The following is a 15,007-nucleotide window of genomic DNA, read 5'->3' as shown; positions in this document are numbered from 1 at the left end:
CGTGAGGATTGTCGTTGCCAAAGCGGCGCCGGCAGCGACGAGGCGCAAGGTGGTCTGTCTCATAACAACTCCTGTTCCATTCTTCTCCGGCTTCGCGTCAAACGCGCCCGGAATTTTTACGTCGTTTCAGAAGAGTAGAAAGGAAAAAGGTGTGCCACAAGCCTAAATGTTCGGCAGCGCACAAGGCTTGTTCAAATTGGCTCTACTGGAAGTCATAGGCGCTTAGCCCGGTCACCATCTCGTCCAGCCCGAGCGGACGCGTGACCGGAGGCTCTGCCCGGGACAGACAGCCCTGCCGCTCGCAAAGACGGCACGCGGTTCCCGTTAGAACACGTGCCGCAGGCATTTCCGCCGCTTGGCGATAGATTATGTCACCGCTGGCTTCCAGCTCGCAGCCGAGCAAAAGCGCCGTCCGGCGAAGCCTTTCGCCATAGGCGGCATGTGGGCTGTCGATGGTTCGGCAGATCGTCAGGAATTGCGTTGCATCCGGCATCTCCACGCAGTCCACCAGAATTTGACCGGGTTGGGAGAACGCAAGGTGATGACCGAGCTTCGGACAATTGCCGCCGAACCTGGCTTTCGGAAAGCCCTGCACGCCCGCGCGACGCAGATGGTTTCCCGCGTGATCCACTTCCATGATGAAAAACGGAGGCACTGCACTGCCGGGTCTGCCGAGCATGGACAGGCGGAATGCCGCCTGCTCGAATGACACATCGAACCGAGCCGCCAGAACCTCGACGTCGAACCGCGCACGCTGTGCCGCCGCCAGAAAGGTTCCGTACGGCATCATCAGCGCCAGCGCGCCGAGCCGGGCCAGTTCAAAACGGGCAATCCGCTGCGCCTCCGCGACCGGCAATGCAAGATCCTGAAGCTCCTGAGCGATTTCTTCCCGCAGCGCCAGCAAGGCAACCTCCTGCGCCACCTCGCGACGACGTTCCGCAAGAGACAGGCGCTCTGACAAAAACAGCCGCATCGAATGCCGATCGTAGCGACGCCTCAACATCGGCATGGCATGCACCGGCAGGATGCGCACCGAGATGCCATGACTGCTTTTCAGCCACGCCTTCAATTGACCGGCCGGATCATCCGCTGACGGAAGAGAGGCCAGGAAGGCTTCCGCGGCCGCCTCGATCCGCGCAAAGAAACTGGAGCGCCCCTCCAGCTTTTCCCGCACGAGATCGATCGGCAACCTGGTTCCGGAGATAGATGTCTCATGGCCTTCGCGCGCCAGGATTTCTGCAAGATCAGAGAGCCTGACCGCCTGCTCCCGATAGGCGCGATACAGTTTCAGGACGCCGCCTGCCGCATTCGGAGCCCCTTCAGCCAGATCGACCAATTCCTGATCGCCAGGGATTTCACCCGCCAGCAACGGATCAGCAAAGACTTCCCGCAACTGAGCCGCTGCACCACCACCTTCAGCTTGCAACTGCTCCAGATCGACCTTGTAGACGGACGCCAGCCTGAGCAGCAATTGAACCGTCAAAGGTCGCTGATTTCGCTCGATGAGGTTCAAGTAGGATGGCGAAATTCCGAGCCCCTCCGCCATGGCCGTCTGCGTCAGGTCCAGGCTCTGTCGCAAGCGTCGCACTTTGGGTCCTGCAAAAATCTTGCGTTCAGCCATGTCACATCCTTTGACAATCGCCAACAGAGAGAGAATTTACAATTTTGACAAGTTTACAACGCGTTTTGTAAATTGCAACACATCCTAACCTCTTTCATCCTGCTGATTTTGCTTATTTTCTGGCGCCATTTTGCAACGCAATGTAAATCTACTCTCATCGAAACGCCGCGAAGATCTTCTGTCTTAGCCGCGAATACATATCGGGAGAGAGCACAATGACAGACTTTTACAATCTTGTTCCAACCGCACCCAAAGGCCGCTTTGACGGCATCGAGCGTCCCTACACGGCAGACGATGTGAAGCGTCTGCGCGGCTCGGTCGAGATCAAGTATTCGCTGGCTGAGCGTGGCGCGATCCGTCTGTGGGAGTTGCTCGACCGCGAAGATTTCGTCAATGCACTGGGTGCACTGTCTGGCAATCAGGCCATGCAGATGGTTCGTGCGGGCCTGAAGGCCATCTACCTGTCCGGATGGCAAGTTGCGGCAGATGCCAATACGGCGTCTGCCATGTATCCGGACCAATCGCTTTATCCGGCCAATGCGGCGCCGGAGCTTGCCAAGCGCATCAACCGCACCCTGCAGCGGGCAGACCAGATTGAGACCGCCGAAGGCAAGGGTCTCTCTGTCGAGACCTGGTTTGCACCCATCGTTGCCGATGCGGAAGCCGGCTTTGGCGGCCCCTTGAACGCCTTCGAAATCATGAAGGCCTTCATTGAAGCCGGTGCCGCTGGCGTTCACTTCGAGGACCAGTTGGCCTCTGAGAAGAAGTGCGGCCATCTGGGCGGCAAGGTTCTGATCCCGACCGCTGCGCATATCCGCAACCTGAACGCTGCACGCCTGGCAGCCGACATCATGGGCGTTCCGACACTCATCGTGGCGCGAACCGATGCGGAAGCGGCGAAACTGCTGACATCCGACATCGACGAGCGGGATCGTCCTTTCGTGGATTACGATGCCGGGCGCACGTCCGAAGGCTTCTATCAGGTCAAGAACGGCATTGAGCCCTGCATCGCTCGCGCCATCGCCTACGCGACTCATTGCGACCTGATCTGGATGGAAACCGGCAAACCCGATCTGGAGCAGGCCCGTAAGTTCGCCGAAGCCGTGCACAGGGCGCATCCGGGCAAGAAGCTCGCCTATAACTGCTCGCCATCGTTCAACTGGAAGAAAAACCTCGACGATGCCACGATTGCGAAGTTCCAGCGTGAACTGGGCGCCATGGGTTACAAGTTCCAGTTCATCACGCTGGCTGGCTTCCACCAGTTGAACTACGGCATGTTTGAACTGGCGCGTGGCTACAAGGAGCGCCAGATGGCGGCCTATTCGGAGCTGCAAGAGGCGGAATTTGCCGCCGAAATCAATGGCTACACGGCCACCAAGCATCAGCGCGAAGTGGGCACCGGCTATTTCGACGCCGTCTCGCTTGCCATCAGCGGTGGCCAGTCCTCCACGACAGCGATGAAGGAATCGACCGAACATGAGCAATTCCGCCCCGCGGCGGAGTGAGCTCGCGAAGCCTCGCCCTCCCCAACCTGACCTCAAGGGCGAGGCTTCAATCCCATCTGCAACCGTTCAAGAACCCCCAACACAAGAGGAGAAATGCCATGACACCCCAGACCCGAGTCAAGGAACGCGCCGAAGAACAGGCGACATCGATGAGCACTGACCAGCAATCTGCCATCCGCATGCTTGCCAACGAGCTACATCGGCTGAACCACGCCGTCATGAAAGCAGTCGAGGCAGGCGTTTCGGTTGAGCTCGTCCGCTCAGCCCGCCACCACGGCGGCAACGGAAACTGGGGCGACCTCATGATACCGGTTGTCGTTGCGCAACCGAGGTAGGCAACATCTCATTGTCATGATTGAAAACAGAAAGGGCGGCCATTGCGGACCGCCCTTTTTTGATGTGTCGAGCCGGGATCAGGCTGCGCGCCGCGTACCAGACGTCGTGTTCTCCAGACGGAATTGCTGGACCAGTTCGCGAAGCAGGGCAGCTTCTGCCGCAAGTCTCGAACTCGCCTGATTAGTTTCGGCCACCATTGCCCCGTTTTGCTGGGTCAACTGATCCATCTTGTTGACGGTCGTGTTGATCTCCTTCAGCGCGGAAGACTGATCCTGGCTGGAGGTTGCGATCGACTCGACATGACGGCTTGCCCCTGCAATCTGCTCGCTGATGCTGGCAAGGACCTTGCCGGCCTGCTGCACGAGTTCCGAACCATTCTGCACTTCGGCGCTCGACTGGTTGATCAGCGCCTTGATCTCCTGCGCTGCGCTGGCGGAACGCTGCGCCAGTTCGCGCACTTCCTGCGCCACAACGGCAAAGCCCTTGCCTGCCTCGCCTGCGCGAGCTGCCTCGATACCCGCGTTCAGGGCAAGAAGGTTGGTCTGGAAGGCAATCTCATCGATGACTTCGATGATGGATTCGATCTTGCCAGACGCTTCCTCGATGCGGGACATGGCTTCCACGGCGCTGTTGACTACCGTTGCGGAACTGTCCGCAGTCTTGCGGGTCGAAGCAACGGCAAGGTTTGCCTCACGAGCACGTTCTGCAGAATTGGAGACGGTGACCGTGATCTCGTCGACGGCAGCGGCGGTCTCTTCAAGGGAGGCGGCCTGCGATTCCGTACGCCGAGCCAGATCGCCGGAAGACTGACTGAGAGCGGCGGTGCCGTTTTCAATGGTCATCGCGCTTCCGTGGATCTGCGAGATCGTCTCTCTCAACCGCGTGATCGATGCGTTGAAATCCTGCCTCAACTGTTCGAGCCGACCAGCGAATTTCGTCTCGATCGTGCGGGTCAGATCACCTTGCGCAAGACGGGCCAAGGCAGAGCCGAGTTCAGCCACGGCCTGATTGATCTGACCGTCGAGATGCGCCTTCTCTTCATCGTGATGCAAACGCTCTGCATCCGCCTTGGCACGCTCCTGCTCGGACCGGGCTTCAACCATCTGCTTTTCCTCTGCATTTCTGCGGAAGATTTCGAGCGCGCGGGCGATGTTGCCAAACTCGTTCGCACGGTCTGTGAAAGGTACTGTGACATCCTGGCCCTCGGCAATGGCCCGAACGGTGTCGGTCAGTACCGGCAAAGGACGAACCAGCCTGCGTGTCATGACGAAACCGATGAGGCCAACACAGCTGATTGCAATCAAGGCCGTCACCAGCATCAGTGTCGCGGATGCCTTGAGCTCGGCGAAGTAGACTTCAAGCGGGATGCCGATGAACAGCATTCCCGTTGTTGCACCGGTAGCATCCTTGACCGGGAAATAGCCTGTGATGAAGTCACGGCCGAAAAGAGTGGCCGGGCCAAAATAGGCCTCGCCGCGTGCCAGGTATGGCTGCGCCGGGTGGTCCGCAGCCAGCTTCGTACCGATGGCGCGATCACCATTTTCTTTCTTGACGTTGGTCGAGATGCGGACGAAATCCGCGCCCTGTTTTTCGAAGATGGTTGCAACGCCATTGATGGATTGGGCAACCCGGTCAACAAGGACATGGTCGGCAACGGCAACTTTGCCGGACTGTGAAACGGCGGTTACAATGCCATCCTTAACCTGCATCGTGGATGTCGGAATAGCGGCGGTGTAGAGCGTTGCCATGGCACGCATGGCAGATTGTGCATCATCCTTCGACCGGCCTGTAATTTCCGCGCGCACATTCCAGTAAGTCATACCGGTAACGCAAGCAACAGCGGTGACAACGAGAAGAAGACAGAGACCGAGTATCCGCGCCGTCACTGAGGCTGGAAGAAATTTAGACATGTGGACCCCCATAAACGACTGATCTTTGTCAATTTACCAAGGGTCAGTAAAAGAGTTCTAAATTTCTAACTTAACACGTATTAATGACAGAATGCCTGGATAGAAGGGCAGCGGGACGCCAATGCGCCGCACTGCCCTTGATTTTTATGAATGTCACAGTGAGAGGCAGAGAAGCGCCAAGGTGGCAAATCCGGACACAGCCAAAAGCCGAAGGCGGAAATTTGCCTGCTCCTGTGCGATGGTGAGAGCGATGGCACGTGCACTTTGCTTCTGCATGGCATGATCCTCTAACTGATACGCTCGGCTCGAATGTCTTTGCGTTCTGGTTGTCACTACGTTCCATCGAACGCAGGAGATCAGTGTGGAAGACGACACTTAACAACTGCTGAAGACCCGCGGTTGCCACGGTGCTGCCTGTGCCCACATAGTAAAGAACCTCCCAACTGACTGCCGGGAGGTTCCTGTCCTGCTGATCTTCGGTACAAGACAGCGCTATGCCGCGCGATGCCGCTGATGGGCATGGTGGGTGCCCGCATGGCTGGCCACCTTGAACTGCTGCAGCAGTTCGACCAGTTGATCGGCCTCGTCAGCCAGTTGACGGCTTGCAGCACTGGTTTCCTCGACCATCGCGGCATTCTGCTGTGTCAACTGGTCCATCTGGTTCACGGCACCGTTGACCTCCTGCAGCGCAGAGGATTGATCGCGCGAAACATGGGCAATGCTTTCCACCTGCTGCGCGATGCGTGTGACCTGGTCACCGATCGTTTCGAGAGCCTGTCCGGTCTGCTGAACGAGATCGGAGCCTTTGTCGACCTCTATGGTCGAGGCGGTGATCAGTTCCTTGATCTCCTTTGCAGCGCCCGCAGAGCGTTGTGCCAGTTCGCGCACTTCCTGCGCGACGACAGCAAAGCCCTTGCCAGCCTCGCCTGCACGCGCAGCCTCCACGCCAGCATTCAGCGCCAGGAGATTGGTCTGGAATGCGATGGCATCGATAACCTCGGTGATCTGACCGATCTTCTGCGATGCTCCTTCAATCCGCTGCATCGCTGATACGGCGTTGCGAACAATGATCAGCGATCCATCCGTATTGCGACGCGTGTCATCCACGATGGCATGGGCCTCGCGCGCTCGCTCGGCTGCCGAACGAACATTCGAGGTTACCTCGCTGACGGCTGCCGCAGTCTGCTCCAAGGACGCCGCCTGGGTTTCGGTTCTGCGGGACAGATCATCGGTTGATTGCGACATCTGTCGAACATTGCTCTGTATGGCGCCCACATTCTCCTGAATGAGACCGATCGTATGCTGCAGCCTGGTCAGCGACGCATTGAAGTCGACGCGAAGCTGTTCCAGGCGACCGACGAAAGGCGTGTCGATCGTCGAGGAGACATCACCAGCGGCCAACCTCTCAAGGCCCTGTGCAAGCGCACCGACGGCAAACTGGATCTGTCGATCGGCTTCCTGCTTCTCCAGCTCGTTACGGCGACGCTCTTCATCTGCAGCCGCACGCTCCTGTTCACTGGCCGTTTCGATGCGCACCTTTTCCTGGGCATTTTCCTTGAAGATACCAAGAGCACGCGCCATGTCGCCGATCTCGTCACGGCGCTGTTCGCCATCGATGGACGTATCAAGGTCGCCGGAGGCAAGACGACGCATAGCGGCAGAAATGGCGAGGATCGGTCCCTTGAAGGTGAAGACAAGGCCGATACCGGCGAAGATTGCAACGAGAATACCCAGCATCATGGCGGTGACCGAGATCTGGTTCGCCTTGTCGCGCTCGACACCTGCGGCATCGCGCTGGGCAGCGGCAAAGCGGGTCAATGTTGCCCAGATCCGATCGATATCTGCAGCAGCAGCCTTGAATTCAGCAGCACGCTTGGTGGAAAGCTCCAACAGCGCGGCAGCATCCTTGTCCATTTTCGCGGAAATGGGGAGCATTGCAGCAGCCCGCTGGCGAACCTGTTCTGAGGAATTCTTGTCCGTCTCGAGAACACCGACCGGGATTTCCAGCATCATCAAGGCATCCTGCAGTTCCCGCAGTCCTGCCGCCGTCGGCTTGGCACCATAATGCGCCGATTTCAGCTCGATTGCGCGAATGGCATCAAAGATCTGCCGCGTCGTGGCCAGGAACTGGGTTGCACGGGCAATCGGCTCGTCGAGCTGGCCAAACACCTCCATAGCCTGACGGGCCTTCAGTGTAGAGATACCCTGCAGGCGGATGGAGAACGGGCGCATCAGATTGACGATACGGTCGATGTTGTCCACCGTCGTTTCACTGGCGGTCGGAATGGCCATCAGATCCCGGATCTGCTTCAGATTGTCCGTCAGCTGTCCGGCCAGCGCCTGTTGCTCCGCAGGAAGAGATTCACCGATGGCTGCCACGGCCTGGGCGAAATCACCGACCTGCTCCTTCAGGACATCCATTTTCTCCTGTGGCGCGGTCTTGCCGTTGAAATCAGCCACCAGCTTGGCGATCACGTTGGCGCCGCGAGTGAGCTTTTCCGCATCACGCAGGAGAGATTTTGCCTTGGTTTCATCGGCGGCGAGGTTTTCGCGCGCGCTCGTGGCATAATTGAGCAGGTCCGTCTGGCTGCGCACCAAGGTCGCAAGACCATCGTCCAGGTTTTGGCGGACCGTCTTTTCCTGCTGATACTGCGTCCAGAGCTGATCGACACGCGAACCGATCGCCTCCGTTCCCTTCACGGCACTTTCGATTTCGGTGAGGCTCTCATCTGAATTGGCACCAGAACGAACCGATTGAAGCAGGCTGGACTGCGTCTCAATCTGCTTCTTCAGATTGGACCTCGCCTCTTCCGTCGTATTCTGGAGGAAGGAACCCATGCCGGAATAGACATCCTTGAAACCGCTCAGCGATTGAAGCACCGAATTTGACATGTCCATCCGCGACTGCAGAAGGCTCGACGCATAAAGGCCGGAAAGGCCGACTGCGGAGATGCTGACGACAAAAGGCACAATAAATGCGATGACTTTCGTCTGAATTTTGAAACGTGCGAGCATGCGATCGATCATCATGCTTTTCCCCTTGGAATTATTTTCGCTGATCCAGCGCTACCAGCCTCATGCGGACTGTTCTCCCAAGTTCTCGCACCCACCAATGAACGAAAAATAAACAAAGCAAGAATCGGATTTAAATTTTAATTCTATCAATTAGTTGCATTCTAATTGACCGGCATTTTACCAACCTGTGACTTCAGAGAAATGCTTATTCACGCGGTTGGTGTAGCAACTCCCAGCGCCTCGGCGCATACGTATCCAGATGACCAGGCCCACTGAAAATTGTAGCCACCCAACCAGCCGGTCACATCGACGGCCTCGCCGATGAAATAAAGACCCGGTACTTTCTTCGACTGCATGGAACGTTGATCAAGTTCGTTCGTATCCACTCCACCCAGCGTCACTTCCGCAGTTCGATACCCCTCCGAGCCTGCCGGACAGATCTGCCAATTCTGGAGACTGTCGCAAACCGCCTGAAGCTTGCGGTCGCTCTGGTCGGCCATGGTCCCCGAGAATCCGTTCTCGTCGGACAGATACTGGGCAAGACGCTTTGGCAGAATATCGCCAAGCACGGTCTGGATCGCCTGCTTGCCGTTGGCCTGCCTGGCATCCTTCAATCGCTGCATGAGGTTCAAGTCCGGACGAAGATGAAGACCGATCGTTTCACCCTCGCGCCAGTAGGAAGAAATCTGCAAGATCGCGGGTCCACTCAGGCCACGATGGGTAAACAAAAGTGCCTCTTTGAAATCAGTCTTCCCGCAGGATGCCCGCGCATCGACCGCAACGCCAGACAGCGGTGAGAGCTTCTCAAGCTGCATTGGGTCGAGCGTCAATGGCACCAAGGCAGGACGCGTTTCCGTCACGGCAATGCCAAACTGCTCAGCAAGCTTGTAGGCGAAGCCGGTCGCGCCCATCTTGGGAATGGACTTGCCGCCTGTGGCAACGACCAAGGCCCTGGCCTCAACATCCGTATGCTCAAGGCGAACCCGAAAACCGTCGATCGTCTTGTCGACCGCAGAGATCGTCTGCTGCAACTGCAGCTCGACCTGTCCTTTGCGCATTTCTTCGAGCAACATCCGCACGATGTCCTTGGCGCTGTCATCGCAGAACAATTGGCCGAGCGTCTTTTCGTGCCAAGGGATACGATAGGAATCGACCAGGGCAACGAAATCCATAGCGGAGTAGCGCGCGAGTGCGGATTTGGCGAAATGCCGGTTGCCCGAAATGTAGTTGGCAGGGCTTGCATGAAGATTGGTGAAGTTGCAGCGACCGCCACCGGAGATACGGATCTTTTCGCCCGGTGAGCGTGCATGATCCAGCACCAGAACCGAGCAGCCTTTTTGACCTGCCTGCGCCGCACACATCATGCCCGCAGCGCCCGCACCCAGCACAATCACATCATACATCGGCTTCATCGCCCGCAGTCCCTTGGTCATTTCCGGCTTCTGTGTTTGTCGGAATGCCGATAAAGTCAATGCGGCCCCCTCGCCAATCATGCGGTTGCGACTATGATGCGATGCTATCGTCAACAACGACCGGTGAATCATGCCGCCCAGAAAGAAGCCGTCTGCACCTGCTTCGAAAAGCGTTCTCAAATCTGCCGCCACGCAGCCACCCTTGACCTCGCTGCGCGGTGTTTCAAGCTGGCGCGAGGCTGCGGCCTGGCTGAAGGCTCGTGGTATCGAGGATGTGGAATGCATCACGCCGGATCTTGCAGGCGTGCCACGCGGCAAGATGATGCCGACATCGAAGTTCACCTCGAATACCTCGCTCGCGCTTCCGTCTGCGCTTTATCGGCATACGATTTCCGGCGAATACCCGGACGAGACGGAAAACTTTCGATACGAACCGCGCGACAGCGACCTGAAGCTGGTGCCCGATCTTTCCACGCTTTCCGTCGTTCCATGGGAAACGGACCCGACTGCGCAGGTGATTTGCGATGTCGTCGGAACGACGGGCGAACAGGTGCCCTACACACCGCGCAATGTGCTGAAGAACGTTTTGCGCCTTTACGAGGAAAAAGGCTGGAAGGCCGTCGTTGCGCCAGAGATCGAATTCTATCTCGTGGCAATCAACGAAGATCCGGACTACCCGCTGCATCCACCGAAAGGCAGATCCGGCCGTTCGATCGTTGGCGGTCAGGGCTACTCGATTGCCGGGATCAACGAATTCGACGAGTTGATCGACGATATCTACCATTTCTCCGAAAAGCAGGGACTGGAGATCGACACGCTGATCCACGAAGAGGGACCGGCACAGCTGGAGATCAACCTGCGGCACGGCGATCCCATCCAGCTGGCGGACCAGGTGTTCCTGTTCAAGCGCACGATCCGTGAAGCGGCCCTGAAGCACGGCATTTATGCGACCTTCATGGCCAAACCCATGCAGGGCCAGCCCGGCTCTGCCATGCACATCCACCAGTCGGTCGTGGACACCAAAACCGGCAGGAACATCTTTTCGAACGAGGATGGCTCGCCTTCCCGAGCCTTCTTCCATTTCATCGGCGGCATGCAGAAATACGTGCCGAGTTCGCTGGTGATGTTTGCGCCCTACGTGAACTCCTACCGGCGACTGACGCCGGACATGGCATGCCCTGTCAACAATGCCTGGGGCTATGACAACCGCACGACGGCATTTCGCGTTCCGATTTCGGAACCGGCTGCGCGACGCGTGGAAAACCGTCTGCCAAGTTCGGATGCAAACCCCTATCTGGCGCTTGCCGCCTCGCTGGCCTGCGGCTGGCTCGGCATCATGAAAGGCATCGAGCCGACAGAGCCGACCTATGATTCCGCAAACGAGGGATCGATCGAGCTGCCGCGCGGCCTGCTGGAGGCAGTGGCTCTTCTCGAGGATGAGCCAGCGCTGGAAGAGGTGTTCGGCAAGGAGTTCATCGGCCTCTATGCGGGCGTGAAGCGTGGCGAGTTCGAAACCTTCATGCAGGTGATCAGCCCATGGGAGCGCGAATTCCTGCTCCTGAACGTTTGATGCGGGACAGCACATGAACTGGCAAAGCCCGATCGCACCCGGCATCTCCTGGTATCAGGACAGCCTTGGAGAACGGCCGGACTATCCGGCCCTCGCTGGCTCCACCACAGTGGATGTCGCCATCATCGGCGGCGGCTACACCGGTCTGCAAGCGGCCTACAATCTGGCCAAGCGCGGGGTTTCGGTCGTGCTGATCGAGGCTTCACGTTTCGGAGACGGAGCCTCTGGCCGCAACGGCGGCCAGCTTGGAACCGGTCAGCGCGCCTGGCCGGACGAGCAGGAGGAGGAACTGGGCTATGAGCGGGCCAAACTTCTGTTTGATCTTGCCGAGAATGCCAAACGGCATCTGCTGGAATTTGCCGAGATCCATGGCATCGACATGGATTATACCCCCGGCCAGATGAATGTGTCGCATAAACAGGCCTATGAGCGGGATTACAGACAATCGGCGGAAGTTCTGGCGACACGCTACAACTATCCGCATGTGCGCTTCATGGACAGGGCGGAAACCTCGCAACGCCTTGGTTCCAACCTATATCACCATGGCATTCGCGACATGGGAACGGGGCACATTCATCCCCTCAAGCTGCTTGTGGGACTGGCGCGCGTTGCCGCAGCGGCAGGTGCCAAAATCCATGAGATGACACCGGCGAAAGCCGTTCGCCCCGCGAGTGGAAAGACGACGATCGATACCCCGCGCGGCACCATCACCGCAGAACGGGTGCTGATTGCGACCAACGCCTATATCGGCAATCTGGAACCCCAGACAGCGGCGCATGTCATGCCGATCCGCTCCTTCATCGGGGCCACCGAACCGCTCGATGCCTTCCCCAACATTCTCCCCGGATCGGAGGCGGTGGCCGATTCGCGTTTCGTGGTGCGTTATTTCCGCAAGAGCCGGGACAACAGGCTGCTGTTTGGCGGACGCGAGGCCTACACTGCAGACAGTCCGCGTGACATTTCGAAGCACATTCGCAGGCAGATCGCGGAAATCTATCCGGAACTGAAGGACATCCGCATCACGCATGGCTGGGGTGGATCTGTCGGCATCACCATGCCGCGCAAACCCTTTGTGCGAGAGGTCATGCCCGGCGTTACCTCGATCGGCGGATTTTCCGGTCACGGCGTGATGTTGTCCAATTATTCCGGCAAGATGTATGCCGATGCCATTGCCGGAAACAGCAACGAACTGGATATACTCAAGGAATTGAAGGTCCCGCCTTTCCCTGGCGGTTCGCGCCTGCGAAGTCCGCTGTTGTTTCTGGCGCTGACATGGTACGCGCTACGCGACCGTTTCTGATGTGAAAAGCAGATCCCGACGAAAGGGGCTGGCTTTTTTAAATCGATTAGATTATTGAGTACGCAACCCCGAACTTCGAAAGAGTTAGGCATGAGCAGCCAGATCATTCCCGTGGAACCCTTTGACTATGTCGTCTTTGGCGGCACCGGAGACCTTGCCGAGCGCAAGCTGCTTCCAGCGCTCTACCACCGCCAGATCGAGGGTCAGTTCACGGAACCCACCCGCATCATCGGCGCCTCGCGCAGTGCTCTGAGCGATGACGAATTCCGCAAGTTTGCAGATACGGCCCTCAAGGAACATCTGAAGCCCGGCGAATACGATGACGCGCAGGTGAAAACCTTCCTCGATCGACTGTTCTACGTGTCTGTCGATGCGAAGTCCGATGGCGGCTGGGACAAGCTGAAAAAGCTTCTGGACGATGGCAAGGATCGCGTTCGCGCCTTCTATCTTGCCGTATCTCCTGCCATTTTCGGTGCCATTTCGGAAAAGATCCGTGATCACAAGCTGATCACCAAATCGACCCGTATCGTCGTGGAAAAGCCGATTGGTCGCGATCTCGCTTCGGCGCTGGAGCTCAACGACACGATCGGCAAGGTGTTCAAGGAAGAGCAGATCTTCCGTATCGACCACTATCTCGGCAAGGAAACGGTTCAGAACCTGATGGCGCTGCGCTTTGCAAACGCGCTGTATGAGCCGCTCTGGAATGCGCAATACATCGATCACGTGCAGATCAGCGTGGCGGAATCGGTCGGCCTTGAAGGGCGCGCAGGCTATTACGATACGGCTGGCGCACTGCGCGACATGGTGCAGAACCATATCCTGCAGCTTCTCTGCCTTGTCGCAATGGAAGTGCCGTCCTCGCTGGATTCCGAAGCGGTTCGCGACGAAAAGCTCAAGGTTCTGCGTGCTCTGAAGCCGATCAACGACAGCAATGTCGAGCAGATGACGGTGCGCGGACAGTACCGCGCCGGCGCCTCTGCAGGCGGTCCGGTCAAGGGCTATCTCGAAGAGCTCGAAGGCGGCGTTTCCAACACGGAAACCTTCGTCGCGATCAAGGCCGAAATCAACAACTGGCGTTGGGCGGGCGTGCCGTTCTACATCCGGACCGGCAAGCGTCTGACCGGCCGCATGTCCGAGATCGTGATCACCTTCAAGCAGATCCCCCACAACATCTTTGAAAACGCTGCTGGCCGCATCACCGCAAACCAGCTCATCATCCGGCTGCAGCCAGATGAAGGTGTCAAGCAGTCGCTGATGATCAAGGATCCGGGCCCGGGTGGAATGCGTCTGCGCAACGTATCGCTCGACATGAGTTTTGCGGAAGCGTTCAACGTTCGCAATCCGGATGCCTATGAGCGGCTCCTGATGGATGTGATCCGTTCGAACCAGACGCTGTTCATGCGCCGCGACGAAGTGGAAGCTGCATGGCGCTGGGTGGATCCGATCCTCAAAGGTTGGGAAACAACCGGCCAGCTGGCGCAGGGTTACACCGCCGGAACATGGGGACCCAGCCAATCCATCGCTCTGATCGAGCGTGACGGCAGAACCTGGCACGAGGGATAATATCATGGCGGCACGTCTTCATTCCTTCGCAGACGCAGACGCGCTGGCCAGAAATCTGGCCACGGATATCGCGAAACACCTGAGCGATGCGATTTCTGCCCGTGGCAGCGCATCCATGGCGGTGTCTGGCGGATCAACACCGAAGCGGTTGTTTGAAGACCTGTCGGCGCATGATCTCGACTGGAGCCTCGTGACGATCACCCTCGTGGACGAACGATTCGTTCCGGCAGACAACCCGCGCTCCAACCATTTGCTGGTCGCAACGCACCTGTTGAAGAACCAGGCTGCGGCTGCAAACTTCCAGCCACTGTACCAGAATGTCGCCTCCGCCCTGCAGGCGGCGGCAATTGCGACGGAGAAGACCGCCGATATCGGCAATCCGTTCGACGTCGTCATTCTCGGCATGGGAGCAGATGGACATACGGCGTCCTTCTTCCCGGGCGGCAATCATCTGGCGCGCGCAATCGATGCCGATGCGCCGCGTGGCGTGATGACGATGGAAGCGGAAGGCGCTGGCGAAGAGCGGTTGACCTTTACCTTTCCGAGCCTTGCCGATGCGCGCTTTCTGGTTCTGCACATCGAAGGCGATGCGAAGAAAGAGGTTCTGGAAAAGGCCGAGGCCGGAACGGACGTGTTCGAGATGCCGATCCGCGCCATGTTGAACCGCGCGCCATCGACCGTCGAGATTTACTGGGCGCCCTGAGCGAACCCGACGCTGCCTTTCAAGCAGCACATGAAACTACATAAGCACACATTGCGCCAGCATGGTCTCCCA

The 15,007-nt window shown here is 58.1% G+C and carries 11 protein-coding genes; 6 read left to right on the top strand and 5 right to left on the bottom strand.

Annotation, left to right across the window (positions count from 1 at the left end):
* Positions 1–202: 202 nt before the first annotated feature.
* Entirely contained in the window at positions 203–1,621 is a 1,419-nt protein-coding gene (locus ASD54_RS15105; RefSeq protein WP_062555399.1) for an XRE family transcriptional regulator, read from the bottom strand.
* Positions 1,622–1,836: 215 nt separating this feature from the next.
* On the opposite strand from ASD54_RS15105, the gene aceA reads away from it, so the two are divergent.
* Together aceA and ASD54_RS15095 are read left to right on the top strand one after the other, a co-directional pair.
* Positions 1,837–3,126 carry an isocitrate lyase gene (gene aceA, locus ASD54_RS15100; protein WP_062555398.1) on the top strand — a complete coding sequence of 430 codons (1,290 nt, stop codon included), beginning with the start codon at positions 1,837–1,839 and terminating at the stop codon, positions 3,124–3,126.
* A gap of 98 nt (positions 3,127–3,224) precedes the next feature.
* Positions 3,225–3,461: a hypothetical protein gene (locus tag ASD54_RS15095; RefSeq protein WP_062555397.1), complete on the top strand. Its 237-nt coding sequence runs from the start codon at positions 3,225–3,227 to the stop codon at positions 3,459–3,461.
* Positions 3,462–3,539: 78 nt separating this feature from the next.
* On the opposite strand, the gene ASD54_RS15090 is transcribed toward ASD54_RS15095, so the two are convergent.
* The 4 genes from ASD54_RS15090 to ASD54_RS15080 all read right to left on the bottom strand — a co-directional run bounded on the left by ASD54_RS15090 (position 3,540) and on the right by ASD54_RS15080 (position 9,799).
* On the bottom strand, positions 3,540–5,372 hold the full coding sequence (locus ASD54_RS15090) for a methyl-accepting chemotaxis protein (protein ID WP_062555396.1): 1,833 nt from the start codon (positions 5,370–5,372) through the stop codon (positions 3,540–3,542).
* Positions 5,373–5,525: 153 nt separating this feature from the next.
* Entirely contained in the window at positions 5,526–5,648 is a 123-nt protein-coding gene (locus tag ASD54_RS27455) for a hypothetical protein (protein ID WP_280139192.1), read from the bottom strand.
* 216 nt (positions 5,649–5,864) lie between these two features.
* A complete protein-coding gene (locus ASD54_RS15085) occupies positions 5,865–8,402 on the bottom strand; it encodes a HAMP domain-containing methyl-accepting chemotaxis protein (protein ID WP_062555395.1) in 2,538 nt (845 codons plus the stop codon).
* 194 nt (positions 8,403–8,596) lie between these two features.
* Positions 8,597–9,799: an NAD(P)/FAD-dependent oxidoreductase gene (locus tag ASD54_RS15080; RefSeq protein WP_062555500.1), complete on the bottom strand. Its 1,203-nt coding sequence runs from the start codon at positions 9,797–9,799 to the stop codon at positions 8,597–8,599.
* A gap of 130 nt (positions 9,800–9,929) precedes the next feature.
* Between ASD54_RS15080 and ASD54_RS15075 the strand changes: the two genes are divergently transcribed.
* From ASD54_RS15075 to pgl, 4 genes are all read left to right on the top strand, one after another.
* Positions 9,930–11,369: a glutamine synthetase family protein gene (locus tag ASD54_RS15075; protein WP_062555394.1), complete on the top strand. Its 1,440-nt coding sequence runs from the start codon at positions 9,930–9,932 to the stop codon at positions 11,367–11,369.
* A gap of 13 nt (positions 11,370–11,382) precedes the next feature.
* Positions 11,383–12,669, top strand: a complete 1,287-nt coding sequence (locus ASD54_RS15070) for an FAD-binding oxidoreductase (RefSeq protein ID WP_062555393.1) — start codon at positions 11,383–11,385, stop codon at positions 12,667–12,669.
* 90 nt (positions 12,670–12,759) lie between these two features.
* Positions 12,760–14,232: a glucose-6-phosphate dehydrogenase gene (gene zwf, locus ASD54_RS15065; RefSeq protein ID WP_062555392.1), complete on the top strand. Its 1,473-nt coding sequence runs from the start codon at positions 12,760–12,762 to the stop codon at positions 14,230–14,232.
* Positions 14,233–14,236: 4 nt separating this feature from the next.
* Positions 14,237–14,935, top strand: coding sequence for a 6-phosphogluconolactonase (gene pgl, locus ASD54_RS15060; protein ID WP_062555391.1), 699 nt, complete (start codon positions 14,237–14,239; stop codon positions 14,933–14,935).
* Positions 14,936–15,007 lie beyond the last annotated feature (72 nt).

The sequence above is a fragment of the Rhizobium sp. Root149 genome (assembly GCF_001427345.1).
GTDB lineage: Bacteria > Pseudomonadota > Alphaproteobacteria > Rhizobiales > Rhizobiaceae > Neorhizobium > Neorhizobium rhizoryzae.
Note: the sequence above shows the minus strand (reverse complement) of the source record. Positions and strands in the feature narration are given on the sequence as shown.

Excerpts from the sequence above, each read along its gene's own strand:
- zwf (WP_062555392.1), top strand. The coding sequence starts at position 12,760 with ATGAGCAGCCAGATCATTCCCGTGGAACCCTTTGACTATGTCGTCTTT.
- ASD54_RS15070 (WP_062555393.1), top strand. The coding sequence starts at position 11,383 with ATGAACTGGCAAAGCCCGATCGCACCCGGCATCTCCTGGTATCAGGAC.
- ASD54_RS15095 (WP_062555397.1), top strand. The coding sequence starts at position 3,225 with ATGACACCCCAGACCCGAGTCAAGGAACGCGCCGAAGAACAGGCGACA.
- aceA (WP_062555398.1), top strand. The coding sequence starts at position 1,837 with ATGACAGACTTTTACAATCTTGTTCCAACCGCACCCAAAGGCCGCTTT.
- ASD54_RS15090 (WP_062555396.1), bottom strand. The coding sequence starts at position 5,372 with ATGTCTAAATTTCTTCCAGCCTCAGTGACGGCGCGGATACTCGGTCTC.
- ASD54_RS15085 (WP_062555395.1), bottom strand. The coding sequence starts at position 8,402 with ATGATGATCGATCGCATGCTCGCACGTTTCAAAATTCAGACGAAAGTC.
- ASD54_RS15075 (WP_062555394.1), top strand. The coding sequence starts at position 9,930 with ATGCCGCCCAGAAAGAAGCCGTCTGCACCTGCTTCGAAAAGCGTTCTC.
- ASD54_RS15105 (WP_062555399.1), bottom strand. The coding sequence starts at position 1,621 with ATGGCTGAACGCAAGATTTTTGCAGGACCCAAAGTGCGACGCTTGCGA.
- ASD54_RS27455 (WP_280139192.1), bottom strand. The coding sequence starts at position 5,648 with ATGCAGAAGCAAAGTGCACGTGCCATCGCTCTCACCATCGCACAGGAG.
- ASD54_RS15080 (WP_062555500.1), bottom strand. The coding sequence starts at position 9,799 with ATGAAGCCGATGTATGATGTGATTGTGCTGGGTGCGGGCGCTGCGGGC.
- pgl (WP_062555391.1), top strand. The coding sequence starts at position 14,237 with ATGGCGGCACGTCTTCATTCCTTCGCAGACGCAGACGCGCTGGCCAGA.